This is a genomic window from Candidatus Tisiphia endosymbiont of Myopa tessellatipennis, from assembly GCF_964031105.1.
Lineage (GTDB): Bacteria > Pseudomonadota > Alphaproteobacteria > Rickettsiales > Rickettsiaceae > Tisiphia.
In genome coordinates this window covers 359082-385652 of sequence record NZ_OZ035005.1, presented here as the reverse complement: position 1 = coordinate 385652, position 26571 = coordinate 359082, and the positions used below count along the sequence as shown (strand labels likewise).

Sequence of the window (26571 nt, the reverse complement as noted above, 5' to 3'; positions counted from 1 at the left end):
TTATAAGTAGTAAAGGTATGCTAAAATGAATAAACTAAATGAAATAGATCAGTTGATCTATCTTTTCTCCAAACTACCTAGTCTTGGTCAAAGATCAGCAAGGCGTATAGTCCTGCATCTTTTACAAGAAAAAGACGTTAGGTTAAAAGGTTTAATTTCAGCTCTTTCTTACGTAGATAATAATGTTGTTAAGTGCGATATTTGTGGCAACATAGATTCTCATCATATTTGTAGAGTATGTTCATCTGATGATCGCAACAAATCTATTATAGCAATTGTTGAAACAGTGACAGAATTGTGGGCAATAGAGCGTAGTGGTATTTTTAATGGATATTATCATGTACTAGGACATAATTTATCAACTGCAAGTAGCCATAATTCTAAAGCATTAAGACTACCAGAATTACTAGCTAGATGCCAAGAGAATAACATTAATGAAATAATTATTGCAACTAATTCCACCTTAGAAGGTCAAACTACAGCTTATTTCATTACTGAATATTTTAAAGATTATACTATCAAAATATCAAGATTAGCTAGCGGCATTCCAATAGGTGGAGAACTAGACTATTTAGATGAAGGAACTTTATCAGCTGCAATAACCTTAAGACAGCCTTTTGACTAATTTATTAAAAATTATTTATTGTGTTGAAAAATTTAATATAATATATAAGCTTATATCTTAAAAACATGTTATAAGTAGTTGTAAGAGGGTGACTTGAAGCAATCTAGACTGAAATAGTCGTGAACAGAATAAGTACCCTCTATCGTTAAGTTTGCTTTGAACAAATTGCAGAAGGTACTGCAGTACAGTAGCCTTGCACAATAAGATGAAGGAGATTATACTATGAAAAAAATAATAGGTCTAGATGTAAGTAAAAAATGGCTTGATGTATGTATATATATTTCAAACAGTAAACCGGAATATCATCGTTTTGCAAATGATAATTTAGGTCATGAAGAGCTTATAAAATTAACAAAAGAGCAAAAAATTGAGCTAATAGTGTGCGAACCCACAGGAGGCTACGAGGATGAAATTTGCCAAAAATTATATAGTAATGAGCAACGGATTCATAAGGTAAATACCTATAGTTTTAATTCATTTAGTAAGTCAGTAAATTTTTGTAAAACGGACAAGCAAGATGCTTTTAAATTAGCGTATTACGGTGATAAGATGCAACTTACAGCAAATTATATACATCAAATTGAATCAGAAAATTTGAAGAGATATCAGCAAAGACGGGAAGATTTAGTATTGATGCTTAGTAATGAAAAAAAGAGGTTGCATAATAGTGTCGATGGTATTGACAAAGAAAGCATAGAAACATTGATGGGATGCTTACAAAAGGAAATATCTAAAATTGATGATAAATTAAATGAGATAATAGATGGATCAGAAGAACTACAAGAAAAAACAAAAATAGTTAGAAACTGTACCTGGCATTGGCAAATGTCTAGCTAGTAAATTAATTAGTTTTTTACCTGAGTTGGGAAATAAAAATTATAGCGGCAACGAATTATCAGCTATGGTTGGAATAGCGCCATATGCTCGAGATAGTGGTAATAAACAAGGTCGAAGATTCATTAGAGGAGGCAGAAAGATACCACGAGATGCACTATATATGGCAGTACTAACAGGTAAAAATGGCTTTCAATATTTAAAAGCTTTATATGACAGACTTATTAATAATTTTAAACCTAAAAAAGTTGCGACAGTAGCTTGTATGCGTAAATTACTGGAAGTTTGCCATAAGCTTATTCAACAAAAACGTGTATTTGTTGTTAATCAATAATATTTTTTATTTATATAAAATACAGATAAAAAATATTTAATTTTTTTAAAAAGATAATTGCTGTTGGTTATATATTATATTAAATTTTGTTAATAAATTATCAAAGATTACTAAATTAGAATTATTTATATGAAATGTTAATTTGAAATTTTTAGATATTTTCATTAGTTATTTTATATTTTATCTTGCATATAATTATTTTAAGTAAAGTAAGCATATGTACCAACTTTTTTGGACTATTTTAGTCATATTTTTGATTCCTGTAGTTCTTTATATTTGCAGGTACAAGATGTTTTCGTGGTTTAATTTAAGAAATAATTCAAAAACTAAAATATTAGAATTAGAACAAAAGATATCAGAGCAAGATAATATTTTAAATCACGTTACTCACGAAATTAGGACTTCGATACATGGGGGAAGTAGTATAGCTCAGTTTTTATATGAAAATTGGGATAAAATGGATGAGCAAGAACACGTAAAGTATGTCAGTATAATAGCTAAAAATAATCAGCGTCTTATAAAATTAATTAATGACCTACTAGACCTATCTAAGTTTAGTACCGGAAAAATGCAGTTTAATTTTGTTGCTATGGATCTATTATCTTCTATAAAAGAGACCGTGCAACAACTTACAGAATTAAACATAATTAACGATCGAGTTAATATTATTCTTATTGATCATAGTATTACAAAAGCAATGATTAATGGAGATAAAATTAGGATTAACCAATTATTAAATAATTTATTTAATAATGCACTCAAATATACTAAGGAAGGATTAATTATAGCGGTAATTGATTTAAAAAATCATGATAATATTCCTTATTGGTGCTTTAGCCTAATCGATACAGGTATAGGAATTCCAGACTCAGAACTTGAGACTATTTTTGAAGTATTTACTCGTAGTTCACGAACTAATAATAATTTTCTTGGTACAGGTGTTGGTTTATCTATTTGCCGAGAAATTGTACTGGCTCATAATGGTTATATTTATGCCGAAAATAACCATAAAAGAGGAACAAAATTAGAATTTATGATTCCTGTATATGATAAAAAAGAGACATAAAATGCTTACAAAGGATAATATTGCAAAAGTATTTACTATACTTTTTGTTGATGACGAACCAATTTGCCATGACGCAATAAATTTAGTGCTACATTATGAACAAAAATATAAAATTATCAGTGCTTATTCCGGACAAGAAGCAGTTAATTTATTTAAAATATATGCTAATATAATAGAGTTAATATTTCTTGATATTTCTCTTCCTGATATGACAGGTTATGAAGTACATAAGCAGATAAGAAGTGATGATAACCTTGCACATATTCCTATAATTTTTCAAACTGGTTTTTCTAGCAATCACCAAGAAATGCAAGAATTCTTACAAGAACAAACAACATACCTAATTCATAAACCTTATAAAAACGAAGAACTACTTGAAACCATAAGGCAGTTCCATAACTAGATATATACTCAAAGTAGAAGAGTATACTCATTTATAAAGCAATTAGATATAAGATAAATATTCTTATATCTAATTGAGGTTACTTAGATATTATATGTTTATTTTTTAATAATGAAACAAGAACACCATTTTCATACATCTCACGTACTATATCGCAGCCACCTATCAATTCCCCTTTTATATAAAGCTGTGGTATAGTAGGCCAATCACTGAAAGATTTGATATCTTCACGTAAGCTAGGATTGGTTAAAACATTAATATCACGAAATTCTACGCCAAGTTTTTTTAAGATAGAAACAACGGTAGCAGAAAAACCACATTGAGGAAAATTGGCAGTGCCTTTCATAAATAATACAATATCATGATTAGCAATTTCATTTTTTATAAAATCAAAATTTCTATTCTCTAACATTCCTAAACCTGATAAAAATTATAACTTCTTTTACTCTTAAATGTTATATTATGCAAGCTCAAATAGTTGATAAAATTTTTGAAATTTTAAGCCAAAATAATCCTACTCCCCGAACGGAACTAGAATATGTTAATAATTTTACTCTATTAGTAGCGGTGATATTATCCGCACAAGCAACTGATGTTTCAGTTAATAAAGCAACTAGATTATTGTTTGTGAAGTATAATACACCAGAAAAAATATTAGAACTCGGGGAAGAAGGGGTAAGAACTTATATAAGATCAATAGGTTTATTTATAACCAAAGCAAAAAATATTGTTGCACTTTGTCGAATTTTGATAGATAAGTATGACAGCAAAGTACCTAACAATTTTGATGACTTAATTAAATTGCCAGGTGTCGGAAGAAAAACTGCTAATGTAGTATTGAATTGCCTCTTTGGTAAGTCAACTATCGCAGTTGATACACATGTATTTAGAGTTTCTAAAAGATTAGGACTGGCAAATAGTAATACTCCCAAAAAAGTAGAACTTGAATTAGTTAAAGTTATCGATATAAAATGGTTACAACATGCTCATCACTGGTTGATATTACTTGGTAGGTATATTTGCAAAGCACGAGTACCAAATTGCCCTGCTTGCCCAGTTAAAGAATATTGTGAGTATTATGCTAATAATTTTCTGAAGTAGCAAACTGTAGATACACTTCTGCTTTAAAGAATTGGCTAGGAGTACGAGTGGCAAGTTAACTAATCGTATATTTAGTATGTGAGTACGCAAAGTCCCGATAGTAAGACAATGCTAACACTTTAAAGACGAATAGTATACCAAACCTATTGTTTACGTAGTTAACCGAATCTGATGTAACTTGTTATTCTGAATTCCTATAGATGGAGAGGTGGCCGAGTGGTTTAAGGCGCTCGCCTGGAAAGCGTGTTCACGGTAACGTGTCAGGGGTTCAAATCCCCTCCTCTCCGCCACTGTGGTACAAGTCGTCGTTTTTTCAAAAATATCGAACGGAAAACGTAGAGAGGTCTCAAGTTTTTTGCCCCTGACGTTTAAGGTTCTGAAATACGAAATTTATCATTTTGCGTTTTTGAGGGCTTTCAGAACCTTTAAAAGTTTCATAGGCCTTGCGATGCTAGAGTTATTAGCGTTGTAGCGGTATCAGTAAATTTATCGTCTGCTTCCTCATAAACTTTAATTAAACGAGCGATTTCATATTGGCGATCTTTTAATTGTTGTTTTTTTCTTTGAAATTCTTCTGTACTAAGTTCTCCATTGAGTCGCAAATCTATTAATGAATTTAATCTATTCTCATTTTCGGTATGTTCTTTCTTTAAAGCAGCTGTTGCTTGCCCATGCTCATCTTTCTTTAGCTCATTTGTGTTTTTTAAATAGGCTAGAGTCTCTTTTAGCATTTCTGGCTCTCTTATACCTATTCTTTTAAAAACCTCTTCTACCTGCTTTAAAACCTCATCTTCTCTTACATAAATCTTTTTGTTTGGATTCTTTGGATCCCATGTACCTAAATAAGTCCATTCGTCCACTTTGCCATCTGAATATGTTTTGCTGTGAGTTTCAGCTGTTACAACTTTACCAGTTACTGCACAGGTGATTAATCCTCTAAAAAGAAAATCCTTACCACCATATTTAAAAGGCTTCTTCTTCCACCCTAAACGTACATCTTTACATGCCATAAAAGTCTCTTTTATTATAATTGCTTGGTAACCATGTGACCACATCTCTCCTTTTACTCTCATTTCACCGTAATAAAATGGTTGTTGGATCATGCGATGCACTACTGTTTTATTGACGTAGCAATTGTTTTTGCTTCTAAGACCAAGATCCTTAGCTTTTTCAGTCAAATAATTAAGAGTATACATTCCTGTTGTATATTCTTCAAAGAGTTTTTTTATGATAGAACCTCTTACAGGATCGAGAATTACTATACTGTTTCCTCTTTCATCTCGACTATTTAGGTAACCAAGAGGAGCTGGCCCTATCCACTCTCCTTTACGCAATTTATGATCTAGGCTTCTTTTAACGTTATCACTTAAACTATCAACGTAAGATTGTGCCATCAATACGTTCATTCCCCACATTAGCTTTGCATGAGACTGAGAATCTTTATCTATTATGTAACCTTCTGTTCTAAAATGTAATTCTATCTTACCAGCTTTTATTGGTTCTTCTAGTAATGAAATTTCTGAGATTCTTCTTTGTACTCGATCTACTTTATCAGCAACTATAGCAATTGTTTCTCTATGGCTTTTAGCAAATTTGATCATCTCTTTAAATTGTTTGCGATCACCTCTGCTTGAAGATTCGATAATTTCAAAAGTTTCGATAACTTCAAGATTTTTACGTTGGCAATATTCTACTAATCTATATTTTTGAGCTTCAATTGAATACCCTTCTTCTTGCTCCCTTGTTGAAACACGAACTAAAATTATTGATTTTGTTGCTTTGTCTGTCATATTTTCTCCTTAGATAATAAATTTTGCTTTAATTAGAAAGTAGTATGTACTCAAAGAGCAGAGATATATCAAGCACCGCACAAGTCAAGTTGAATTATTATTAAATTACCCCATCTCCTTCAGTATTAGAGCCAAGTGTAACATTTATTTAGCATTAATAATTTTTGGTTATTGTAAAAATAATTGTTTTAACTCGTAGCAGGAGTAACTTTATGAAGTGGTTTATCATAGATACCCTTATTTAGCTATTTCAAGGCTCGCACAACGCTTTTTAGTATTCTTGCGTATTTTGGAGTACTTTTGATTATTACTCTCCAAGTCTAAATATGGGCTTTTTTATTTATATGGGTTTGCTTTAAAATAGATAAGTTAAAAACTTAACCGAATGCCACTGTTTACATCGATCACCTTATTGATATTCTGTATCAGATATGATACAATTGAGTCATAACAAATAAATTGGAGTGATCTTGACAAAAAAATATTTGATGAAATTGCAGGTCTTGCTAAAATCAACAAAGAGTTCTTATCTATAAGTAGCAAAATATCTTATTATAACTAGTTTGGAACTTCAAGAGGATAAAATATTAGCTAAATTAGCAGATGAAAGGATAGGTAATACTGAGGAATGGGTTAGTCATACGGACACTTGGAAATAATAATAAACAAAACTACTACATCTAACACCCCAATATCTTAAACTTATAGGTCATCGCGTTTATAGACTTACTTTGTCTATATTAAGGAGCTTAAATTATCTCTTTATTAATCCTTTCCAAGCAAATTTTTTCCGTCACTGTTTTTAATTTTTTAACTCTATCAATAAGGTAAAGTAGCTGTTCTTTAGTTATTCTATAATCTTTGTTATAGCGAGCCTCAACATAAGCCTGTTCAAGTAATCTAAAACATTGCCTTTGCTCAACGCTAGAATGAGGAAATATCTGCCGTAATTCTTCATTGTAATTTCCGGCTATACTACCTAATTTTCTTATATCGTGTAGTTTAGGTTTATAGCCAGAAAAGACTAACAGGATAGCATTATAAAAACACTCAGTAGCTTGGTGTAACTCAAAAGCACACTTATTAAGGCTATTTCTTTGTAAAAATATATTACTTGCATCTATACACTCTACACCTCTTTCAAACCAATACTCATAATCCTCTTTAGCTATTTGTCTTCTTTCTCCCCAGGGTAAGTTTTTAGCTTCCGCCAGCTGAAATTCACCACTATCATATAAGAGAATTCCTTCTTTTTTTATATCGGAAAAGAAATAATGCCCCTTCTCTAACTGACTATTTACCGTCTTAATTGATTCTAGCACCAAAGTTACCCATAATTCAAAGTTACCCATAATTCAAAAGGACTTCTTAATGATTTTTTTTCTAACCTTTTTTCTATTTTATCTTCTATGGATAACCCTGCAAGACCGGCATGTTTGCCTTTCTTCATGACTAACATAATATCGAGATCACTTTGATAGCTGTAGGTAATGTGACCTTTTTTATACTCATCTTGTACCCAATCTCCTCTAGCATAAGAGCCAAATAAAATAATCATCGCAATCTTGTGCTTTGATACAGCGAGAATTTCTTTGACGATATTATCAAGTCTTTCTTGAATTATCAGGGAGCGTTCAGGTAAAACAGTTTTCATATATTTGTAATGCAGCTATCTATAATGTAGATTACTACAATCGGCATAGATATTGCAAAAAGAATTTTGCAAATTCACCTATATACAAGAAATCTTTTCTATAACATTTAAGATTGCATTTGAGTACCGTGATATTGTTGCAAGCAAAACATGCTCTTTTCTAGTGTAATAGATACCTTTTTAACCACATTAATATATTTACTATTTTGTAACAAAGTCTATGAATTACACAAGCCCAAACTCCCTTATGAATCATATACTTCATAGTTCTCACCAACAATAGTACATGCATTTTTCCGCGGTATCGCTACTTGTATTAAGAGCTTGTCCGCAAACTAAGTAATAGAAGTAATCCTACGAAGAAGTAATCGACTCATAGCCAAAAAAATTATATTTTCACTAGAATCAGTAAGAAAATCATACTCCTTGGAGAGCCTTCTATTTCTATTTATCCAAGCAAAGGTTCTCTCAACAACCCATCGCCTTGGCTGTACTTTAAACCCAACTTCCCTTGTTGGCAATAGTTCTAGTGGTGTATTTTTTGGTATCCAAAATCTGCACACTGGTCGTTTAACAATTTCTAAATCTATGTTATACTTTTCCTTAATGAGATCCTTTAAATCTTTAGACTGATACCCCATATCAGACCACATTTGTTTAATAGTAGTGTACTCTTTTTGCATGTTACTGAGTAGCACTGTAGCTCCGTATCGATCATTCTCATTCGCAGAACCGACATAACAACCTAACACAAAGCCTTGTGTATCGGTAATAATATGCCTCTTTCTGCCCTTAATTTTCTTAGCTCCATCATAACCTTTAGCTCCACTTTTTCTGTTGTCTTGACAGACTGACTATCTATTATGCAAGCACTAGGATACTCATTTCTACCTAATTTTCTTCTAACATCCTTGATAAGTTCATGGTTTATACGTTAAATACACCTTGCTTCTTCCATCTTCTAAATTGTTCATATACTGTCTTCCAAATTGGAAAGTCATGCGGCATATATCTCCACTGACACCCAGTACGTAATACATAAAAAATTGCATTCAAAATCTCTCTTTTGCTATGTTTTAAAGGTCTACCTCCCTTTACATACGATACTTGAAACAACCCCTCTATCCTTAACCATTCTTCATCTGTTAAATCTGTTGGATAATTTTTTCTGCTCATTCTTCTATACTTCTTACTAATAATACTTTGTTCACTTCATCATACCTTAATTTTAGTTTGATGACAAGCTCTTACATCAACACTTGAGGTTAGGTAGCGAAATTTCAACCAATAAACCACCTAAATTTTTACTATCCTGCAAGGATATTGTTCCATTATGATCAATGATTATTTCTTTAGTAATAGCAAGACCAAGTCCAACATTACCTGAATTATTAAGTGGGCGTGACTTATCTGAACGATAAAATGCTTTAAACACTAATAATTTCTCTGCATCCTTTATGCCAATACCATTATCTTCAATTTTTATTATGGCATTAGTAGAACTAGAATATACAGTAATTCTTATTTTTGTAGAATATTTTATAGCATTACTTATTACGTTAGATATTGCACGTTCAAAGTTGATAGGCTTGATTTGTGCTATTATCTGCTCTGTTGCAAGCAGCTCAATATTGGCAACAGACCATTTATTTATGATAGTAGACAGCCAAGAAGATAACTCAATTATTTGAGCTTCTTCACCATTTTCACCCTTAGCAAAGTCAAGGTATGATTTTATCATTTGTTGCATGGTAAGTATATCTTCCTTAAGACCTTCTGTTTCTTCAGATTTGTTCATTAACTCCAGTTGTAATTTCATTCTAGTTAAAGGAGTACATAAATCATGTGAAATCATAGCTAACATTCTAGTTCTTTTAGTGATTTGTTTTTCAATTCGTTCTTTCATTTTAAGAAAAGCAATACCAGCCTTTTTAATTTCTTTTGCACCAGAAGGTTTAAATGTTGGTAATCTTGTAATTCCTTGTCCGAATTGATCAGCAGCATCTGCAAGAGTTAAAATGGAGTTAATTTGCTTTTTAGAGAAGATTAAGGAAACAGAAAGTAGTAAAATAGTTAAGAAGATTAACCATAGAACAAAAATGTAAGCAGTTGGATTCATCAATAATTTTGCGGGGAAAGTTATTTTTAGTAAACCATCGGTTAATTGGAGTAATACTTCAATTCTTTTTGAATCATTAATCTTTACTATATTTTTCTTATTAATTTTTACGTTAATAATATTTTTAAAAATCTCTAATTCTTCACTAATTCTAGGTTGTTTGCGTGGCAAGTTTAATTCTTGATGAAACTGATACGACAAATTTAAATAATTTGTCTCTGTTGTGTTTTTTTCTAATAGATTATTGTCGTTTTGTTCAAGAAGGGAAATAATTTCATTAGCAATAATATTGCTAGTATAATAAGAAACATTATACCAGTGACGATCATAGAACAAAAACACTGCTAGAATTTGTCCTATTAATGTTGGAACAATAATAATGAGAACAAATCTAGCCAGTAAAGTTTGTGGTATAAGTTTATGTATAAATAGCATAACCGCTATTCCGTATGGTTTTTAGATATTTTGGTTCTTTAGGGTCATCTTCAATCTTACTTCTTATTCTGACAATTTGTACGTCGATAGAACGAGGGCTAAGCCCTCCCATTATTTTTGACAACTCATCACGTTTCATTTCTTGTCCATTGTGTTTTAATAATACTTCTAGCAATTTTTGTTCTGTAGAACTCAATTGTACAGGTTGATTATTTTTTATAAATTCCTTTGATTCTAAATTATAATAATTATTGCCGAATCGCTTGATTTTATCTTGTTTTTTATAATTATTATAGCTATTTAATAGGTTATTAATCCTGAGTAATAATTCTTTCGGTTCGAAAGGTTTGGTCAGATAATCAGATGCACCGGATTCTAATCCCTTGATACGATCACTTGGTTGTGATAGTGCAGTTAGCATAACAATTGGTATAAGGTTTTTACTTGATCTTATAGTATGGGCAAAATCAAGTCCTGTAACATTCGGCAACATAACGTCTAGAATAATTAAGTCATAGATAGAGGATTTTAATAGTTCCTCAGCTTCTTGGACAGAAGCTGCTGTTGATACTAAAAAGTCGTTTTTATACAAAAACTGTTTTAAAAGTTTTTGTATTCTAGTATCATCATCGACTACAAGAATGTGAGGCTTAGGGCTTTGCATAAATAAAGTTTCGGTATTTATAAGTAGTGAAAATATATTAACTTAATAATGGAAGGTTGACAATGATAATAACACAAGAAAATATAATTGTAGAAGAGCGACCTAGAAACCTTAAACAATTATCAGGTTATATTTGGATTAATGGTAATTTTATTGCTTGGCAAGAAGCTAACATACATGTTCTTACTCATAGTTTACATTATTCTGGTGGAGTTTTTGAGGGAGAAAAAGCCTATGATGGAAAAATTTTTAAATTAGAAGAACATACACAGCGTTTGATAGAATCGGCACAAACTTTAGCTATGGAAATACCATATAGTTTTGAAGATATTATAAAAGCTCATCACTTACTTATAGAAAAAAATAATATTAAAGATGCGTATGTTCGTCCTTTAATTTGGTATGGTAGTGAATCTCTTAATCTAACTAATGTAAATTTATCGGTTAATTTATTAATTGCTGCTGTTCCATCAACTCCTAGACCTTCTGATGATTTAAGTTTGCATATTGCACGTTGGCGGAAATGCCATCCAAACTCACTGCCGCCACAGTGTAAATCATCAGGACATTACAATATGATGATAGTATGCCAAAAAGAAGCTAAGTCTTTGGGTTATAGTGATGCAGTTCTATTAGATTGGCGAGGATTTATTGCTGAATGTACTACTACAAATATCTTTTTTGTAAAAGGAGAGCAATTATTTACACCGATAGCTGATAGTTTTTTAAATGGCATAACGCGTCAAACAGTTATAAAACTTGCTAAAGAGTTAAATCTTGAGGTTAAGGAAGAGTACATAACTCTAGATAGGTTAGGGGAGTTTAATGAATGTTTTATGACTGGTACAGCTGCAGAAGTTAAGGGGATTAAATCGATTAACCGTGGTGATCAAAATATTATCTTTGAAGATAGTAAAATTACTAATTTGTTAAAAAAAGAATATAATAGCTTAGTGCGTAAATAAATAGTGATATAATGGAATTGATGCGATGAACAATAATATATTTAAAGGTCTTATTACAGCCATTATAACCCCGTTTAAGGATAATAAATTAGATTTTGTTTCTTTGGAGAAAATACTTAACTATCAAATTGATAATAAAGTTGATGGAGTAGTGATTGCTGGTTCTACTGGTGAAGGGTCTAGCTTAAGTTTACAGGAATATCAATCTTTGTTAGAAATGGCTGTAGAAATTACTAAAAACCGTACCCAAATAATAGCAGGTTGTTCCGCTATTACTACCAGTATAGCTATAGATATGATAAAAATATGTACAAAAATTCCTGTTGATGGGCTTATGTGTAGTATTCCTTCTTACGTAAAACCCATGCAAGAAGGAATTTATTTACATTTTGAAGCTATACATAATGCTTCTATAGATAGGGCAAGTAATTTGCCCATAATGCTGTATTCAGTACCTAGTAGAACTGTGGTTGACTTTTCAGATGACACGATAGTTAGGCTCAGTAAACTACCACGTATTGTAGCTTTTAAAGATGCAGGTAATGATTTAGAACGTCCTTTGAGAATTAAGGCTGCTGTAAGCAAAGATTTTAACTTATTGTGTGGTAATGATGGAATAGCGTTATCTTATAATGCTCAATCAGGAGTAGGGTGCGTTTCTGTTGCCTCTAATATAGCACCTAGTTTGTGCAAGAAATTACAGGATAATTGTCATGCTGGTAATTATAAAGAAGCTCTGCGAATAGAGCAGCAGTTACTACCCTTATATAAAGCATTATTTGCAGAAACAAACCCAATACCAGTGAAATATGCAGCGTGCAGATTAGGATTATGTTCTAACGAGTTAAGGCTTCCTTTAACTTCAGCGTTGAAAGTTACTGAGGAAAAAGTAAATAAAGCTATGGACTATGTCGGAATATAAGAAAATAATAGCACAAAATAAAAAAGCATATTTCAATTACTTTATTGAAGAAAAAATTGAAGCTGGCATAATATTAACCGGGAGTGAAGTTAAATCGCTGCGTCAAGGAAAAGCTAGTATAGAAGATAGTCATGCAGAAAATTCTGCAAATGAAGTGTTTTTATATAATTGCTATATTGCGGAATATGACAAAGCTAACAGATTTAATCATTCGACTAGAAGGACTCGTAAGTTGCTTCTTAATTCTAGTGAAATAAAGAAAATAATTGGTAAAATTCGCCTAAAGGGCTACACTCTTGTTGCTCTTTCTTTATATTTCAATAAAAAAAATAAAGTAAAAGTTGAGTTAGGTATAGCAAAAGGTAAAAAATTACATGATAAAAGACAATCTATTAAAGAACAAGATTGGAAGAGGGATCAGGGACGGATTATGCGTGCGAAGTAGGATAAAATTGACTTCTTAGAGCCTAAAGCACCCATTATACTTCCATATAAACAAATAGGTAAAGTTAATGACAATAACTCCTGACTACATAATTGAAAGAAAGCAAAATAAATTAAAATTAAGGCTGTGGAAGTTAGCAACAATTTTAATGTTTATAGTTTTAATTGTTGTGATGATTAAGAAATTTGATTTGTCAAGTTCTGAATATGTAACTACTAATAGTAACTATATAGCTGCAGTTTCAATAGAAGATATAATTTTTGAGGATACAAAACGTGATAAAAGATTGGAGAAAATCATTGATGATGATAAGATTAATGCTCTAATTGTTAATGTCAATTCTCCTGGTGGAACTGTGGTTGGATCAGAGAAAATTTACAATATACTCAGAAAAATATCAGCAAAAAAACCGGTAGTGATTGTTATGGGTACATTGGCAGCGAGTGGAGGATATTTGATATCATTAGGAGGGGATTACATAATTAGTCATAATGGAACGATTACTGGCTCAATTGGTGTGATTCTCCAAACTCTAGAAGTCACAGATTTAGCAAAGACACTAGGTATTACCTTCAATAATTTTAAATCCGGGGAATTAAAAGCCGCTCCTAATCCTACTGAGAAAGTTACAGAAGCTGTTCGTCAGGCTATAATGTCTAATGTACAGGATACTTATGATTATTTTATTGAACTCGTTGCTTTAAGAAGGGGATTAGCAATTGAAGAAGTTAAAAAAATAGCTGATGGTCGGATATATTCTGGTCGCCAAGCTTTGAAACTAAAACTTGTTGATGCTCTGGGTTCTGAGGATGATGCGATTAAATGGTTACAGGAAGTCAAAAAAATTAATAAAGATTTGAAGGTAAAAGAATTTAAAATAAAACCGAAATCAAAATTTCTTGAAATTATTATGGAGGATTTTGATAGTGTTTTACCAAGTTTTTTTAAAAATAAATTTCAAGGGATAAAAGCAATTTTTTAATTTATGGCAAGAAAGTCTGATTTAGTGGATAAAATATCTAAGGAACTTAATTATCTTTCTAAGGAAGATATAAAAGATTCTATAGATTTGGTATTTGATTATTTACAGTCTAGCCTCGCTGAGCAAAATCGTATTGAAATTAGAGGCTTCGGTAGCTTCTCAATTAGGGAGCGGAAATTTCCCAATAGTGAGCGGTCATATAAAACTGTCTATTATCGTGGACATCGCTAGGCTTTTGGAAAAGGGAGGGAATAATTCTTATCCCGAATTCGCGTTCTCATGTTATACTATTAGCCAAAGCCAACTTCCTAGCCTCTGCTGATTTACCAGTATAAACTATATTTTGGTAATTAAGTTTGATAGCGGTAAATAAAGCTGCGTGATCGTTTCCTACATTAACAATAATTTTTACGATTTGGGGAAATTCTTCAATTAGTTTTTTAAAAATATAATCCCACACTAGCATACCGTAATATCTCGTGCTACCACTTTTGTTAGTTAAAATAACCGGATTATGGAATTTGGATAAGAACTCTCGTGCATCGCTTAAGTTTTCTATTGTGTAAGTTATTGGGTTTGGCATATTTTTTGACTTTTTACTTACTCAAATTAGGCTGTAATCAACGTCTACATCTAATTCTTTAACCCAAGTTGCCAATTAATTTAACGTTTGAGGTTAATTTGTAACATTAAAACACTCAATAAAAACTATATTTTTTAGAAATATGTTTGTATTGAAAATGTTTTAGTATCGCGTCTCACATGGCATAGTACCCTACATTTTTTGTATAACCGTCATCGCAAGACACCGTTAGATGCCGTGGCGATCCAAGTAAACAAGAAGCTGTTTTTTCTAATACGCTTCGCGTATCCTAGATTGCCGCGTCGCCGCTTTTTCACGACTCCTCACAATGACGTTGAAGAATTTTGTGTGTATTACCTAGCCCATTAACTTAGCAATAGTTTTATTAGCTTCTTCTAGCTCCTGTTTAGTATTTACTCCAAGCACTATGTCGTGGTCTGAAGATAGCAAATATGATACTTTTTCTCCGCTATCCTTAGCTATTTTTACAAGGGCGGTCAAATATAACTCTTTTGATCTATCAACCTTACCTAAAAAAATAGTAGGTAAATATTTTTTTAATATACCAGCTTCAAAAGCCATAATACCAGAATTACAAATTGTTATAGCTTGTTCTTCACTCGTTGCCTCTTTAAATTCCACAATTTTTAAAAAATTTCCTAGTTCATCAGTAACTATTCGTCCATATTGTCCCGGGTTATCACGTCTAAAGCATAACGTTGTAATGGCTGAATTTGTAGAAATTAGGTGGTCTAATAAATCGTTAATAATATTTGCGGTGATTAAAGGATTATCTCCGTAAAGCACTGCTACAATTTTATTGTCATCAACTAAGTCTAAAGCAGTATATACCGCATGAGCAGTACCCAATCGTTCTATCTGCAATGCAAATTTACAAACCTCTTTATAAGAAGAAATATATTTTTCTAATTGCAATGAGTGAACTAAGATAACATCGTTAGTCACTTTTTTGGCATTTGTTAGCACCCTATCAAGCATAGGTCTACCACCAACTTCATGCATTACTTTTGGTAACGAAGATTCCATTCTTCTACCATTACCAGCAGCTAGAACAATAATTTGGCAATCCATATTAAATATCCTTCATAGCTTGATAAATTGCATCAGATAATTCATAATTACCAAAAACTTTTTGTACGTCATCGCTTTCTTCTAAAAGATCCACTAATTTTAATAGCTTCTCTGCCTTATCTTTATCTTCTATAATCATGATATTCTGAGGAATCCAACCGATATAGGATTCCTCAGGAGGTCCATATTTATTAGTCAAAGATTCAAGAGTTTGTACAAAATCCTCAATATCTGTATAGATTAAATACGCATCTTCTTCAGAAATCACATCTTTTGCCCCAGCCTCTAGGCTACTTTCCAATATAGATTCTGCCGATGTTAATTCCACTGGGTATTGTATTACTCCAAGATGGTCAAACATATAACTGCTACTTCCAGTCTCACCTAAATTACCACCAAATTTAGTAAAAGCCGACCTAATTTCAGCAGCTGTGCGATTTTTATTATCAGTTAAAGCCTCTACTATTATTGCAATACCACCCGGAGCAAAGCCTTCATATCTAATCTCTGTATAATGTTCGTTATTATTCGAATCACTTGCTGCACTTATTGCCTTATCTATTCGATCCTTTGGCAAATTCTGACTGCGTGCTGCAGCTATGCTACTCCGCAGGCGTGGATTATTGCTTACATCAGTTCCCATTTTAGCAGCAGTGATAATTTCTCTAATTAGCTTAGTAAAAACTTTCGCCCTTTTCTTATCTTGCGTACCTTTTCGATGCTGAATATTTTTAAATTTTGAATGACCTGCCATATTGTAATCTTAAATCATTTGAGTATACTTATTAGTAGGTCGAATCGTATCAGAAGGCATCTTAAAGTCAATGATAAATTCCTCAAGTTTTTGCACTATACCCTATTTTTTACTTTAATAAAACTATATATCGCCTTATATTGTCTAACTATAGCATATAGAATCAAACCCACTAATACCAAATATGAAAAAATTTGTAATTTTATATCTTTTATTTGCTCACAATTGCTTAGCCTCAGAACCTCAGGCGTGGCAAATGTTGTTACAAACTCCAGCAAGCCCTCTGATGGAAGAGCTTCACGGGTTTCACAATTTCCTACTGTTAATATCAGGAGGAATAGTTGTCTTTATTACCATTTTACTAGTCTATGTTTGTATTAGATTTAATGCAAAAGCCAACCCTATTCCAGCAAAATTTTCTCATAATATCTTAATTGAAGTTATTTGGACGATAATCCCTATAATAATTTTAGTTATTATTGCCATACCATCATTTCGTATTTTACGTTTTGCAGAAAAAATTCCTGAAATAGATATGACTGTTAAGGTCGTGGGCTATCAGTGGTATTGGCATTATATATACCCTGATCACGATAATATCGAATTTGATAGTTATTTAATTACCGATGAAAAATTAAAACTTGGTCAAAAACGCTTATTAGATGTCGATAACCGTATTATCATACCAGAAAATACTACTGTGAAATTTCTAATTACGGCGGGAGACGTCATACATAGTTTTGCAGTACCAGCGTTAGGTATAAAGATCGATGCGGTTCCTGGAAGAATCAATGAAACTTGGACTAAAATTAGCAAAAAAGGCGTGTATTATGGTCAATGTTCAGAACTTTGTGGTGTTAATCACGGTTTTATGCCGATTGCCATTGAAGTGGTAAGTAAGGAAGAATTTCAAAACTGGTTGATTATGGCAAAATCAAAATTTTCTATGAATATGAAGACTAACAAAAAATTAGCCTTAAAATCAATTAAATAAAAGAGTTACTATGGTACATTTCAACAAGCATTATCCACATCTTTACGCAAAACAGGTTAAAGAAACCGTATTTTTAAAACATTTTATTCACAATCCCAACATAATGGTAGGTGATTATACTTACTATCATGATAACCAGCACCCAGAATATTTTGAGCGTAATAATATCATAGGATGCCATGAATGTAAATTAATTATCGGTAAGTTTTGTTCTATCGCCATGAGAACCATTTTCATCATGGATGATGTGAATCACCCAATGGATGGCTTTTCTACTTATCCATTTTTTATTTTCGAGAATTGGAACAATTATACGCCAACTCTTGATAAAAGAAGAAATACCGTAGTTGGTAATGATGTGTGGTTTGGTACGAATGCAGTCATTATGCCAGGAGTAACAATAGGAGATGGAGCAATTATCGTAGCATATGCAGTGGTTACCAAGGATGTACCCCCCTACTCTATCGTTGCAGGTAATCCTAGTAAAATTATTAGAAAAAGATTCTCCGATGATATAATCAATGAGTTAGTACAAATAAAATGGTGGGATTGGGATTATGATAAAATTACTAGAAATATCAAGGTCATAGTAGGGGCAGATATTAATCAACTTAAAGAATGTAAATAGTAACCATTATGACACTTAAAGATCAAGCCTCTACTAGACCTCTTGCAGAAGTAATATCTGATCATCACGAAACCCCTAAGGGGTTACAAAGATGGATTTTTTCTACTAATCACAAAGATATTGGCGTAATGTATATTATATTTGCCATATTTGCTGGGCTTGTTGGTGGATTATTTTCTGTTATTTTTAGGTTAGAACTAGCAGTACCCGGCGGGCATCTACTAGGTGGTAATTATCAGCTATACAATGTATTAATTACCGCTCATGCTATAATTATGGTATTTTTCATGATTGTGCCAGCTTTATTTGGCGGATTTGGTAATTACTTCATACCAATTTTAATAGGTGCCCCGGATATGGCTTTTCCCAGGCTAAATAATATAAGTTTTTGGCTACTTGTCCCTGCTTTTATATTGTTAATGTTGTCAGGTTTGGTTGATGGAGGAGCTGGTACTGGTTGGACATTTTATCCTCCTCTAAGTAGTCTAGTAGGACATCCTGGGGCTGCTGTGGATATGGCTATTTTAAGTTTACATCTTACAGGGCTTTCCTCCATTCTTGGTTCAATTAATATGATTGTCACTATCTTTAATATGAGAACTGATGGTATGGGGTTATTTGAAATGCCCTTATTTGTTTGGTCAATTTTGGTTACTGCCTTCTTGTTGATACTGGCAATTCCTGTGTTAGGGGGGGCAATAACCATGTTACTGACTGATCGAAATTTTGGTACTACTTTTTTTAAGCCTGATGGTGGCGGAGATCCAGTATTATTTCAGCATTTATTTTGGTTTTTTGGTCATCCAGAAGTATATATTGTAGTATTGCCGGGATTTGGTATAGTCAGTCAGGTCATCTCTACTTTCTCCCGTAAGCCAATATTCGGTTATTTTGGTATGGTGGTAGCTATGGTAATTATCGGATTTGTTGGTTTTATAGTTTGGGCTCATCATATGTTTACGGTTGGGCTTTCGTACAATGCATTAATCTATTTTACTGCTGGTACTATGATTATAGCTGTACCTACTGGTATCAAAATCTTTAGCTGGATTGCCACAATGTGGGGAGGATCAATTACTTTTGAAACTCCTATGTTATTTTCCATAGGGTTTATCTTGCTATTTACTATTGGCGGAGTTACTGGCATAATATTATCAAATTCAGCAATCGACAGAATTTTACATGATACATATTATGTTGTAGCACATTTCCATTACACTATGTCGCTTGGGGCGTTATTTACTGCATTTGCTGGGTTCTATTATTGGTTTGGTAAAATGTCCGGGCGGCAATATCCTGAGATGATGGGCAAAATTCATTTTTGGGTTACCTTTATTGGTGTTAATTTGACATTTTTCCCTCAGCATTTTTTGGGATTAGCTGGAATGCCAAGAAGAATACCGGATTATCCTGATGCTTTTGCCGGTTGGAATATGGTTTCATCTATCGGAGCTAGTATTTCATTTATTGCAGCTCTTTATTTTGTATTCATTGTTATTTATACTTTGAAATATGGGAAGAAATGCCCAAATAATCCTTGGGGTGATGGGGCTGATACTCTTGAATGGATAATCTCCTCTCCACCACCATTTCATACTTTTGAAACATCACATAAAGGAAAATAATTTTATGAATGAATATATCTATTGTGGCTTTTGGCGAAGATCTATTGCTGTAGTTTTGGATCGAATTTTAATTATTTTTTTTCTAATTTGTGTGACTATGATACTAGTAAGTAACTCTCTACTAGACGGTGCAGTAATAGCCGAGGCACTAGCCTATTCTTCCATTCCGACATTAATAATGCTATCATTAACAATTATATATGAGGCAATATTTGAGTCATCTTCAATGCAAGCAACTCTTGGCGGTTATATATTGGGCATGAAGATCATAAACGAGGATGGTACACGAATAAGCTTTTTAAAAGCGTTGATTAGATTTATTATATTAGCACTAATAAGTAGTACTGTAATATTGGGGATTATAAGTATTGTCTGCATGATATGTACTGATGAAAAAAAGTGTTTACATGACATAATTTGTGGTACTCGGATGGTAAGAAGATAAGGTTATTATGATACAGAAAAAACCAGTAATAGGAATCACTCTAGATTTGGCTAATAATTCTGAAAAATATGCCTATGCTACTTTTCCTTGGTATGCAATTAGGCAAAATTATGCAGATAGCGTGATAAAAGTTGGGGGAATCCCCTTAATGCTACCCTATCAATATGATACAATTGAAGTGATGCTGTCAATTATCGATGGACTAATTATTCCCGGTGGCGATGAGGATATTCACCCTAAATTTTATGGTCAAGAATTCACTTGTGATAGAACAGCTACCAACGACCAACGGGATAATTTTGAGTTACTACTTACCCAAAAAGCTCTAGAAAAGAATATGCCCTTCCTTGGAATATGTCGTGGTATGCAGATGTTAAATGTAGTATGCGGTGGCAACCTTATCCAGCATATACCTGATTACATAAAGTTACAAGCAGGAGTAGCTACGGCTATTAACCACGAGCAACCTGCCCCCAAACATACATTATCGCATTCTATAACGATAGAACCAAACACTATTCTTGCAAACTTATCGGGAAATAAGCAAACTTGTATGGTTAATTCGAGCCACCATCAAGTAGTAGGAAAAATAGGCGAGGGACTCCGAGTTGCAGCGACAGCACCGGACGGGATAATTGAAGCAATTGAGTCAATAAATCACAAATTTGTTATAGGAGTAGAATGGCATCCTGAATATTTAAACCCTAATGATTTAGATTTAAATTTATTTAAAGGATTGATCGAAGCTACAGCTAAGCCGAAAAAGTTTTAGCCAAAGAACCGTTTATTAGCGGGGGAGACGATGAAATCGCAGACGTGGCAATCTCATGAAGTAATATCTGCCTTTGTTAGGCAGCCTCTAGGTGATTTGAGTACTACTTCACAAGATTGCCACGTCACCGCTTCTTGCAATGACGGTTTAAGCATTACAACAGCATTTCGCTAATAGATGATTTTTTAACTTTCAACAGTTATGGGATGACATCGAGACTGTTAAAATAGACTTCTTTCGAAACTCTACTTCTGCTGGTGATTTGTACGCGACGTCTGTACTCGAATCCTCACGTACATTAGAGTACGCTGCGGGTCGAGGTTCCGCGTCTCCTTCAAATACCTCAGCATAAGCGAGTTTCGAAAGAAGTCTAATGATCTCTTACATAGAATGAGGTAAAATCTAGGGAATTAACTAGAACCTAGCATAAACCGATTTAAAAATTCAAAATCTTCAGTTTCTAGACATAAAATTTCTGGTAAATGGACTCGAGCAGTAAAGTTATTATTTATATACCCTTTGCCTTTCAAGTGTTGGCGTTGTGGCACGATGGGACTTCGCGTAGGAACAACGGTTTGACTACGTCTAGTCCGCTCACCACTCGTACACCTAGCCAACTCTTGAAATTCATCTTGTATACTTACTTTAAGCAATAAAATTATTCTTGTATTACTACGTTCAGGGCTAATACGCTTTTTAAGCAAATCAACGATTTGACATAGTTCATAATGATTTTGTGGATAGAGTTTTATCTCTAGTCGTTCTTCATTCATTATATCGTCAATAGTTGTGAAGCTTTTAGCGATTAACCTTGTTCCCCCAGCATCCTTAAACAAATCACAGTGTGCTACAACTAAACATTGAATGTCAAGTAAGTGAACGAAATTTTTAAGTATTTCTTCACTATAAATAGTTAATTCGAAAATACCAAATTGATCGGATAGTTGTAAGGTTACAAACCTTCCACGAGATGACATACGTGAATCTTTTTTTTGTATTACCCCAGCTATCCTTATCTGCCTACTAGAAGTAGAACCACTATCATTTTGTAAGTCAAGTGATGTTGCAATATTAAGCCTAGCTAGCAAATCTTGATATCTTGATAATGGATGTAGCGTAATGAATAGTCCTAATACTTCAAATTCATAAGAAGAGACAGTATTATTATCAAGTGGTTCTGCTTCAATTAACACTTGTTGACTTGCAGAATTTACTTTAATCAGGCTAAATTGATCAGAAACTTTTTCTGCATGATAGGAAGAGGCATAAGCTAAAAGTTTAGCGATACTTAACAGTAACTGATTACGATTAGAATGTAACGTATCAAAACACCCGGCTTTAATAAGATTCTCTAATAATTTTCGATTAATAGATTTAAGCGGTAGCCTCTCAATAAAATCTATAATATTTTTAAACTTACCATTTTTAACTCTTTCTTCTGCTAATATTTTGCCAAAAGTAGCTGTGACACTTTTGATAGCACCTAGGGCATAGATGATAAATGTCTTTCCTTCTTCATGAGTAGTACTAAAATAACCAGTGGAAAGATTGATATTAGGAGGAATAATAGTAATGTTGTTATTTCTAGCTTCTTGCATGAATAGATTGATTTTATCATGATTATTTAATTCAAGATTTAAGCAAGCTACCAAAAATTCGGCTGGAAAATTTGCTTTCAGATAGGCGGTTTGATAAGATATTACACCATAAGCTGATGCGTGTGCTTTATTAAAGCCATAGCTAGCAAATTTAGCCACTGTTGTAAAAATAGACTCTGCTTGCTGGCGTGAAATATTGTTAGCTATCGCACCTTTAATAAAAGTTTCTTCTTGCTCTGCCATTTCAGATTTTATTTTTTTGCCCATGGCTTTACGAAGTAAATCTGCTCCACCTAAGCTATAGCCAGCAATTACTTTGGCAATTTCTAAGACCTGTTCCTGATATATAACAACTCCATAAGTCTCTTCTAAAATTGGTTTAAGCATCTCATGCAAGTAATCTGGTAGCTGCAAACCGTGCTTACAAGCAATATAAGTTGGGATATTATCCATAGGACCAGGGCGATATAATGCTCCTAACGCTATTATATCTTGGATGGAGTCAGGTTTAAGACGTCTTAAAGCATCCTGCATTCCACTACTTTCAAACTGGAAAACACCGGTAGCTCTACCACTACACAGCAGTTCATAAGTTTTTTGATCATCAAATAGCATATTACTAAAATCAATATTTATGTCTTGCTGTTTTAATAATTCTAGACATTTAGTAATAACAGTCAGAGTTTGCAGACCTAAAAAATCAAATTTAATTAAACCAGCAATCTCAGCATATTTCATGGAATATTGTACTACCAACATATCCGAATTTAGGTCTTTATAAACTGGTAATATTTCTACTAAATCTTTGCCAGCTATAACGATTCCCGCTGCATGTGTAGAAGCATGCCTGTTAAGTCCCTCAAGCACTAAGGATGTATCCAATACTTGTTTTATTAGCTCATCTTGACCATCTAAATTATATAGACCGTTGCCATGGGCGGCGTTGTTCAACTCCTTTACTTCCTTTATAGCCTGATTTAATGTAACGGGAGTAACAGCATTAAATGGCACAAGCTCAGTTAGATATTCGGCATATTTATAAGGCAAGCCAAGAACTCGTGATACATCTTTGATAACGGCTTTTGCCTGCATCTTACCAAAAGTGATGATTTGACCAACTTTATTATCCCCGTATTTAGAACGTACATAATTAATAACTTCTTCTCGTCGTTCTTGACAAAAATCAATATCAAAATCTGGCATTGATATACGTTCAGGGTTCAAAAAACGCTCAAATAGTAGACCAAATTTAATAGGATCAAGATCAGTGATAAGAAGACTCCAAGCAACTATTGATCCCGCCCCGGAGCCTCTACCAGGTCCTACCATAATACCTTGCTCTTTACTCCATTTTATGAAGTCAGAGACTATAAGAAAATAGCCAGCAAAATCCATTCGACAAATAATATCTAGTTCATAATTAAGACGAGTTAGATATTGTTGTTTAATATCTTGCTGTTTATCTATGGCAATATTCTCCCATTTAAATTTTGTATCAAGTCTTGATAGTAACCCTGCTGTGGAGTTTTGCTTAATTAGATCTATTTCATTAATATCTAGACTAGAGAAATTTGGTAACATTAGTGGATTAGCATGTGCCATAAAGTGGCATCTTTGGGCTAAATGGACGGTATTTTGTACAGCATTAGGTAAATCACTAAAAAGTTCTAGCATTTCTTTTGGTGATTTAAAATAACATCCAGTACTAACCTTTTTACGATTCTCCTCTTCTTTGCTAACACCAGCAGATATACATAATAATACATCATGTGCATCATGCATGTTAACATCGCTAAACAATACTTTGTTGGTAGCAATTAGTGGAATACCAAGGTCATCGGCTATTTTTATATAATTTGCTTCTATAGATTGTTCTATTGCTAAATTATGCCGCATAATCTCAAAATAGAAACGATCACCAAAAATGCTTTGTAGCTTAGTGACCCAAAAAATGGCTAATTCTTCGTTTCCATCAATCAGGCTTTTGCCAATTATCCCATCAGTATAACCAGATAAGATAATAAGACCTTCATGGTACTTAACTAAATCATCAAAAGTAATATGATTACAAATTTTGCGATCATTTTCAGTGAAACTAGCACTAACTGCTTTTAGTAAATTTTTGTAACCTACCTCATCTTTAGCAATCAGCACCATTTCACAAAAGTTATTTTTAGTAAAAGCAACGTTTACAATTGCCCCATTTATAGGTTGCACCCCCGCCCTGCAGCTACTCAAAGCAAACTCTAGTGAGCCAAATAAGTTACCCTTATCTGCTAAACAAATCGCTGGCATTTTGTGTAATTGTGCTAGTTCTACTATACGATCAATTGTTAAGGCACTCTCAAGAAATGAGTATGAGCTTTGTACTCTTAAGTGAATAAAATCAAACTTCATATTGCGTACCAATAGTATAATATTTAAACCCAAGAGATTTTAGCATATCTCCGTTAAGAATATGCCTGAAATCAATAATTATAGGAGATTTAACTTTATGGCGAACAAGCGACCAATCTAAATCTTTAAACTCCGACCATTCGGTTGCCACTACAATTATATCACTATTTTGGCAAGCACTAAGTGCTGAATCGGCAAAAAATATATTTTTTAGCTCTTTTTTAGCATTATCCATACCTATTGGATCGAATGCCCTGATATTAGCTCCTTTATCAACTAGGATTTTGATGATTTTAATGGCAGGGCTGCTTCTAATATCATCTGTACCAGCCTTATAAGTAAGACCCAATACAGTAATATTTTTATTAGTCAAATTATCATTTATGATATAATGAATCCTATCCGCCATGTCATAGACCCTCTGATCATTACTACTTATAACAGAATTAACTATTTGTAAGTTACATTGATAATGCCCTGCTATTTGTGAAAGTGCTAAGAGATCCTTAGGAAAACATGAACCACCAAATCCAGATCCAGCATTTAAACATTCTTTACCTATTCTCTTGTCGAGTCCCATAGCAATCGAAAGTTCTTTGATATTTGCCCCAGTTCTCTCACATAAATTTGCCATTTCATTAATAAAAGCAATCTTTGTTGCTAAGAAAGCATTTGAGGCATATTTGGTAAGTTCTACAGTAACCAAATCAGTACATATAAGAGATATATTCTTTGTAGTCAAAGGCAAGTATATCTTTTTTAATAAATCTTCTGCGTGTTTATTATTTGTGCCAATTAATATTCTATCAGGGTTTAAAAAGTCATCTACAGCAGTACCTTCTCTAAGAAATTCAGGATTTGAGGCAACAGGAAATTTAAGATTTCTTTTTTTTAAATAATCAATAATTTGGTTACATGTTGTTGGAGGTACAGTTGATTTAATAACAATCAAACAATCATCGTTGATCCATTCACATAAATTATCTATAGCAGTAAAAATATATTGTAAATCTGCCTCCCCTGAAGGTAGTGGTGGTGTTCCTACTGTAATAAATACCGCTTGGGCATTTCTTAATTCAGCCGAGTAGCTGGCTGTAAACTTCAACTTACTAGACTTTACTAATGGCGGTAGGTACTTGGCTAATTTTGGTTCATAAATTGGTAAAATATTTTTTTTAAGCTGATCGATTTTAGAAATATCGGTATCTAAGCAAGTAACGTCGTGTCCTAGGTAACTCATCATTACGCCAGATACTAATCCAACGTAACCAGTACCTATAAAATGAAGTCTAATATTCATAAATAATTTTCAAATTTTTTTCAGTATATACTTAGTGCAACAAG

General features: G+C 32.9%; 27 protein-coding genes, 1 tRNA gene and 1 pseudogene. 17 read left to right on the top strand and 12 right to left on the bottom strand.

All coding sequences use genetic code 11. The features are described 5' to 3' along the window. Positions 1-25: 25 nt before the first annotated feature. The 5 genes from recR to AAHN03_RS01875 all read left to right on the top strand — a co-directional run bounded on the left by recR (position 26) and on the right by AAHN03_RS01875 (position 3262). Positions 26-625 carry a recombination mediator RecR gene (gene recR / locus AAHN03_RS01895; protein WP_341761947.1) on the top strand — a complete coding sequence of 200 codons (600 nt, stop codon included), beginning with the start codon at positions 26-28 and terminating at the stop codon, positions 623-625. Positions 626-847: 222 nt separating this feature from the next. Next, positions 848-1462, top strand: a complete 615-nt coding sequence (locus tag AAHN03_RS01890; RefSeq protein WP_342278919.1) for an IS110 family transposase — start codon at positions 848-850, stop codon at positions 1460-1462. Beyond that, entirely contained in the window at positions 1443-1793 is a 351-nt protein-coding gene (locus tag AAHN03_RS01885; RefSeq protein ID WP_342279153.1) for a transposase, read from the top strand. Before AAHN03_RS01890 ends, AAHN03_RS01885 begins: the two co-directional genes overlap by 20 nt. Positions 1794-2082: 289 nt before the next feature. Further along, positions 2083-2859, top strand: a complete 777-nt coding sequence (locus AAHN03_RS01880; RefSeq protein ID WP_342278918.1) for a sensor histidine kinase — start codon at positions 2083-2085, stop codon at positions 2857-2859. A gap of 1 nt (position 2860) precedes the next feature. Next, entirely contained in the window at positions 2861-3262 is a 402-nt protein-coding gene (locus AAHN03_RS01875; protein ID WP_341762987.1) for a response regulator, read from the top strand. A gap of 79 nt (positions 3263-3341) precedes the next feature. Here AAHN03_RS01875 and grxD read toward each other — a convergent pair whose 3' ends face one another. Further along, entirely contained in the window at positions 3342-3674 is a 333-nt protein-coding gene (grxD, locus tag AAHN03_RS01870) for a Grx4 family monothiol glutaredoxin (RefSeq protein ID WP_342278917.1), read from the bottom strand. A gap of 50 nt (positions 3675-3724) precedes the next feature. Here grxD and nth point away from each other — a divergent pair, with 50 nt between their 5' ends. Both nth and AAHN03_RS01860 read left to right on the top strand, forming a co-directional pair. Continuing rightward, complete coding sequence (gene nth / locus AAHN03_RS01865; RefSeq protein WP_341761944.1) at positions 3725-4363, top strand: endonuclease III; 639 nt, start codon at positions 3725-3727, stop codon at positions 4361-4363. Between the two features lie 202 nt (positions 4364-4565). Then, positions 4566-4653: transfer RNA gene (locus AAHN03_RS01860), tRNA-Ser, on the top strand. Between the two features lie 144 nt (positions 4654-4797). Here the strand turns inward: AAHN03_RS01860 and AAHN03_RS01855 are convergent. From AAHN03_RS01855 to AAHN03_RS01830, 6 genes and pseudogenes are all read right to left on the bottom strand, one after another. Continuing rightward, positions 4798-6153 (bottom strand): recombinase family protein, encoded by a 1356-nt coding sequence (locus AAHN03_RS01855; protein ID WP_342278916.1) that lies wholly within the window; start codon positions 6151-6153, stop codon positions 4798-4800. Between the two features lie 749 nt (positions 6154-6902). Then, entirely contained in the window at positions 6903-7505 is a 603-nt protein-coding gene (locus AAHN03_RS01850) for a HEPN domain-containing protein (RefSeq protein WP_342278915.1), read from the bottom strand. Then, positions 7481-7807, bottom strand: coding sequence for a nucleotidyltransferase domain-containing protein (locus AAHN03_RS01845; protein WP_342278326.1), 327 nt, complete (start codon positions 7805-7807; stop codon positions 7481-7483). The genes AAHN03_RS01850 and AAHN03_RS01845 overlap by 25 nt, the downstream gene beginning before the upstream one ends. Before the next feature lie 335 nt (positions 7808-8142). Further along, a pseudogene (locus AAHN03_RS01840) lies at positions 8143-8983 on the bottom strand (IS5 family transposase). A gap of 76 nt (positions 8984-9059) precedes the next feature. After that, positions 9060-10361: a sensor histidine kinase gene (locus AAHN03_RS01835; protein ID WP_342278914.1), complete on the bottom strand. Its 1302-nt coding sequence runs from the start codon at positions 10359-10361 to the stop codon at positions 9060-9062. Beyond that, positions 10345-11025, bottom strand: coding sequence for a response regulator transcription factor (locus tag AAHN03_RS01830; RefSeq protein ID WP_341762841.1), 681 nt, complete (start codon positions 11023-11025; stop codon positions 10345-10347). Before AAHN03_RS01830 ends, AAHN03_RS01835 begins: the two co-directional genes overlap by 17 nt. A 62-nt stretch (positions 11026-11087) precedes the next feature. On the opposite strand from AAHN03_RS01830, the gene AAHN03_RS01825 reads away from it, so the two are divergent. From AAHN03_RS01825 to AAHN03_RS01805, 5 genes are all read left to right on the top strand, one after another. Then, positions 11088-11990, top strand: a complete 903-nt coding sequence (locus AAHN03_RS01825) for a branched-chain amino acid transaminase (RefSeq protein WP_342278913.1) — start codon at positions 11088-11090, stop codon at positions 11988-11990. A gap of 25 nt (positions 11991-12015) precedes the next feature. Beyond that, positions 12016-12912, top strand: a complete 897-nt coding sequence (gene dapA, locus AAHN03_RS01820; protein ID WP_342278912.1) for a 4-hydroxy-tetrahydrodipicolinate synthase — start codon at positions 12016-12018, stop codon at positions 12910-12912. Beyond that, entirely contained in the window at positions 12899-13357 is a 459-nt protein-coding gene (smpB, locus tag AAHN03_RS01815; protein WP_342278911.1) for an SsrA-binding protein SmpB, read from the top strand. The genes dapA and smpB overlap by 14 nt, the downstream gene beginning before the upstream one ends. 67 nt (positions 13358-13424) lie before the next feature. Next, a complete protein-coding gene (sppA, locus tag AAHN03_RS01810; RefSeq protein WP_341761936.1) occupies positions 13425-14339 on the top strand; it encodes a signal peptide peptidase SppA in 915 nt (304 codons plus the stop codon). A gap of 3 nt (positions 14340-14342) precedes the next feature. Continuing rightward, the gene (locus tag AAHN03_RS01805; RefSeq protein WP_341761935.1) at positions 14343-14570 is read left to right on the top strand and encodes an HU family DNA-binding protein; all 228 of its coding nucleotides are present in this window, start codon (positions 14343-14345) and stop codon (positions 14568-14570) included. A 46-nt stretch (positions 14571-14616) separates the two neighbouring features. Here the strand turns inward: AAHN03_RS01805 and AAHN03_RS01800 are convergent, their stop codons facing one another. The 3 genes from AAHN03_RS01800 to AAHN03_RS01790 all read right to left on the bottom strand — a co-directional run bounded on the left by AAHN03_RS01800 (position 14617) and on the right by AAHN03_RS01790 (position 16768). After that, entirely contained in the window at positions 14617-14922 is a 306-nt protein-coding gene (locus AAHN03_RS01800) for a hypothetical protein (protein WP_341761934.1), read from the bottom strand. 357 nt (positions 14923-15279) lie between these two features. Continuing rightward, entirely contained in the window at positions 15280-16014 is a 735-nt protein-coding gene (locus AAHN03_RS01795; RefSeq protein ID WP_342278910.1) for a sugar phosphate nucleotidyltransferase, read from the bottom strand. A gap of 1 nt (position 16015) precedes the next feature. Next, on the bottom strand, positions 16016-16768 hold the full coding sequence (locus AAHN03_RS01790) for a YebC/PmpR family DNA-binding transcriptional regulator (RefSeq protein ID WP_341762836.1): 753 nt from the start codon (positions 16766-16768) through the stop codon (positions 16016-16018). 184 nt (positions 16769-16952) lie between these two features. Between AAHN03_RS01790 and coxB the strand changes: the two genes are divergently transcribed. Genes coxB through AAHN03_RS01765 form a run of 5 tightly spaced genes read left to right on the top strand, consistent with a single transcriptional unit; the run spans position 16953 to position 21232 of the window. Next, on the top strand, positions 16953-17762 hold the full coding sequence (gene coxB, locus AAHN03_RS01785) for a cytochrome c oxidase subunit II (protein ID WP_342278909.1): 810 nt from the start codon (positions 16953-16955) through the stop codon (positions 17760-17762). A gap of 10 nt (positions 17763-17772) precedes the next feature. Continuing rightward, a complete protein-coding gene (locus AAHN03_RS01780) occupies positions 17773-18390 on the top strand; it encodes a CatB-related O-acetyltransferase (protein ID WP_342278908.1) in 618 nt (205 codons plus the stop codon). Between the two features lie 8 nt (positions 18391-18398). Continuing rightward, the gene (gene ctaD, locus AAHN03_RS01775; RefSeq protein ID WP_342278907.1) at positions 18399-20015 is read left to right on the top strand and encodes a cytochrome c oxidase subunit I; all 1617 of its coding nucleotides are present in this window, start codon (positions 18399-18401) and stop codon (positions 20013-20015) included. Positions 20016-20019: 4 nt separating this feature from the next. Continuing rightward, a complete protein-coding gene (locus AAHN03_RS01770) occupies positions 20020-20460 on the top strand; it encodes an RDD family protein (protein ID WP_342278906.1) in 441 nt (146 codons plus the stop codon). Between the two features lie 10 nt (positions 20461-20470). Continuing rightward, on the top strand, positions 20471-21232 hold the full coding sequence (locus AAHN03_RS01765) for a gamma-glutamyl-gamma-aminobutyrate hydrolase family protein (RefSeq protein WP_342279152.1): 762 nt from the start codon (positions 20471-20473) through the stop codon (positions 21230-21232). 410 nt (positions 21233-21642) lie between these two features. Here the strand turns inward: AAHN03_RS01765 and dnaE are convergent, their stop codons facing one another. Continuing rightward, positions 21643-25227, bottom strand: coding sequence for a DNA polymerase III subunit alpha (gene dnaE, locus AAHN03_RS01755; protein WP_410521344.1), 3585 nt, complete (start codon positions 25225-25227; stop codon positions 21643-21645). Continuing rightward, positions 25217-26521: a UDP-glucose dehydrogenase family protein gene (locus tag AAHN03_RS01750; protein WP_410521351.1), complete on the bottom strand. Its 1305-nt coding sequence runs from the start codon at positions 26519-26521 to the stop codon at positions 25217-25219. The genes dnaE and AAHN03_RS01750 overlap by 11 nt, the downstream gene beginning before the upstream one ends. Between the last annotated feature and the right edge of the window lie 50 nt (positions 26522-26571).

Bases quoted from the DNA above. Each gene is read 5' to 3' on its own strand.
- nth (WP_341761944.1), top strand. From the start codon at position 3,725: ATGCAAGCTCAAATAGTTGATAAAATTTTTGAAATTTTAAGCCAAAAT.
- AAHN03_RS01795 (WP_342278910.1), bottom strand. From the start codon at position 16,014: ATGGATTGCCAAATTATTGTTCTAGCTGCTGGTAATGGTAGAAGAATG.
- AAHN03_RS01845 (WP_342278326.1), bottom strand. From the start codon at position 7,807: ATGAAAACTGTTTTACCTGAACGCTCCCTGATAATTCAAGAAAGACTT.
- AAHN03_RS01805 (WP_341761935.1), top strand. From the start codon at position 14,343: ATGGCAAGAAAGTCTGATTTAGTGGATAAAATATCTAAGGAACTTAAT.
- dnaE (WP_410521344.1), bottom strand. From the start codon at position 25,227: ATGAAGTTTGATTTTATTCACTTAAGAGTACAAAGCTCATACTCATTT.
- AAHN03_RS01880 (WP_342278918.1), top strand. From the start codon at position 2,083: ATGTTTTCGTGGTTTAATTTAAGAAATAATTCAAAAACTAAAATATTA.
- AAHN03_RS01830 (WP_341762841.1), bottom strand. From the start codon at position 11,025: ATGCAAAGCCCTAAGCCTCACATTCTTGTAGTCGATGATGATACTAGA.
- AAHN03_RS01780 (WP_342278908.1), top strand. From the start codon at position 17,773: ATGGTACATTTCAACAAGCATTATCCACATCTTTACGCAAAACAGGTT.
- recR (WP_341761947.1), top strand. From the start codon at position 26: ATGAATAAACTAAATGAAATAGATCAGTTGATCTATCTTTTCTCCAAA.
- AAHN03_RS01890 (WP_342278919.1), top strand. From the start codon at position 848: ATGAAAAAAATAATAGGTCTAGATGTAAGTAAAAAATGGCTTGATGTA.
- AAHN03_RS01770 (WP_342278906.1), top strand. From the start codon at position 20,020: ATGAATGAATATATCTATTGTGGCTTTTGGCGAAGATCTATTGCTGTA.
- AAHN03_RS01825 (WP_342278913.1), top strand. From the start codon at position 11,088: ATGATAATAACACAAGAAAATATAATTGTAGAAGAGCGACCTAGAAAC.
- ctaD (WP_342278907.1), top strand. From the start codon at position 18,399: ATGACACTTAAAGATCAAGCCTCTACTAGACCTCTTGCAGAAGTAATA.
- AAHN03_RS01855 (WP_342278916.1), bottom strand. From the start codon at position 6,153: ATGACAGACAAAGCAACAAAATCAATAATTTTAGTTCGTGTTTCAACA.
- coxB (WP_342278909.1), top strand. From the start codon at position 16,953: ATGAAAAAATTTGTAATTTTATATCTTTTATTTGCTCACAATTGCTTA.
- grxD (WP_342278917.1), bottom strand. From the start codon at position 3,674: ATGTTAGAGAATAGAAATTTTGATTTTATAAAAAATGAAATTGCTAAT.
- AAHN03_RS01835 (WP_342278914.1), bottom strand. From the start codon at position 10,361: ATGCTATTTATACATAAACTTATACCACAAACTTTACTGGCTAGATTT.
- AAHN03_RS01790 (WP_341762836.1), bottom strand. From the start codon at position 16,768: ATGGCAGGTCATTCAAAATTTAAAAATATTCAGCATCGAAAAGGTACG.
- dapA (WP_342278912.1), top strand. From the start codon at position 12,016: ATGAACAATAATATATTTAAAGGTCTTATTACAGCCATTATAACCCCG.
- smpB (WP_342278911.1), top strand. From the start codon at position 12,899: ATGTCGGAATATAAGAAAATAATAGCACAAAATAAAAAAGCATATTTC.
- AAHN03_RS01875 (WP_341762987.1), top strand. From the start codon at position 2,861: ATGCTTACAAAGGATAATATTGCAAAAGTATTTACTATACTTTTTGTT.
- sppA (WP_341761936.1), top strand. From the start codon at position 13,425: ATGACAATAACTCCTGACTACATAATTGAAAGAAAGCAAAATAAATTA.
- AAHN03_RS01800 (WP_341761934.1), bottom strand. From the start codon at position 14,922: ATGCCAAACCCAATAACTTACACAATAGAAAACTTAAGCGATGCACGA.
- AAHN03_RS01850 (WP_342278915.1), bottom strand. From the start codon at position 7,505: ATGGGTAACTTTGAATTATGGGTAACTTTGGTGCTAGAATCAATTAAG.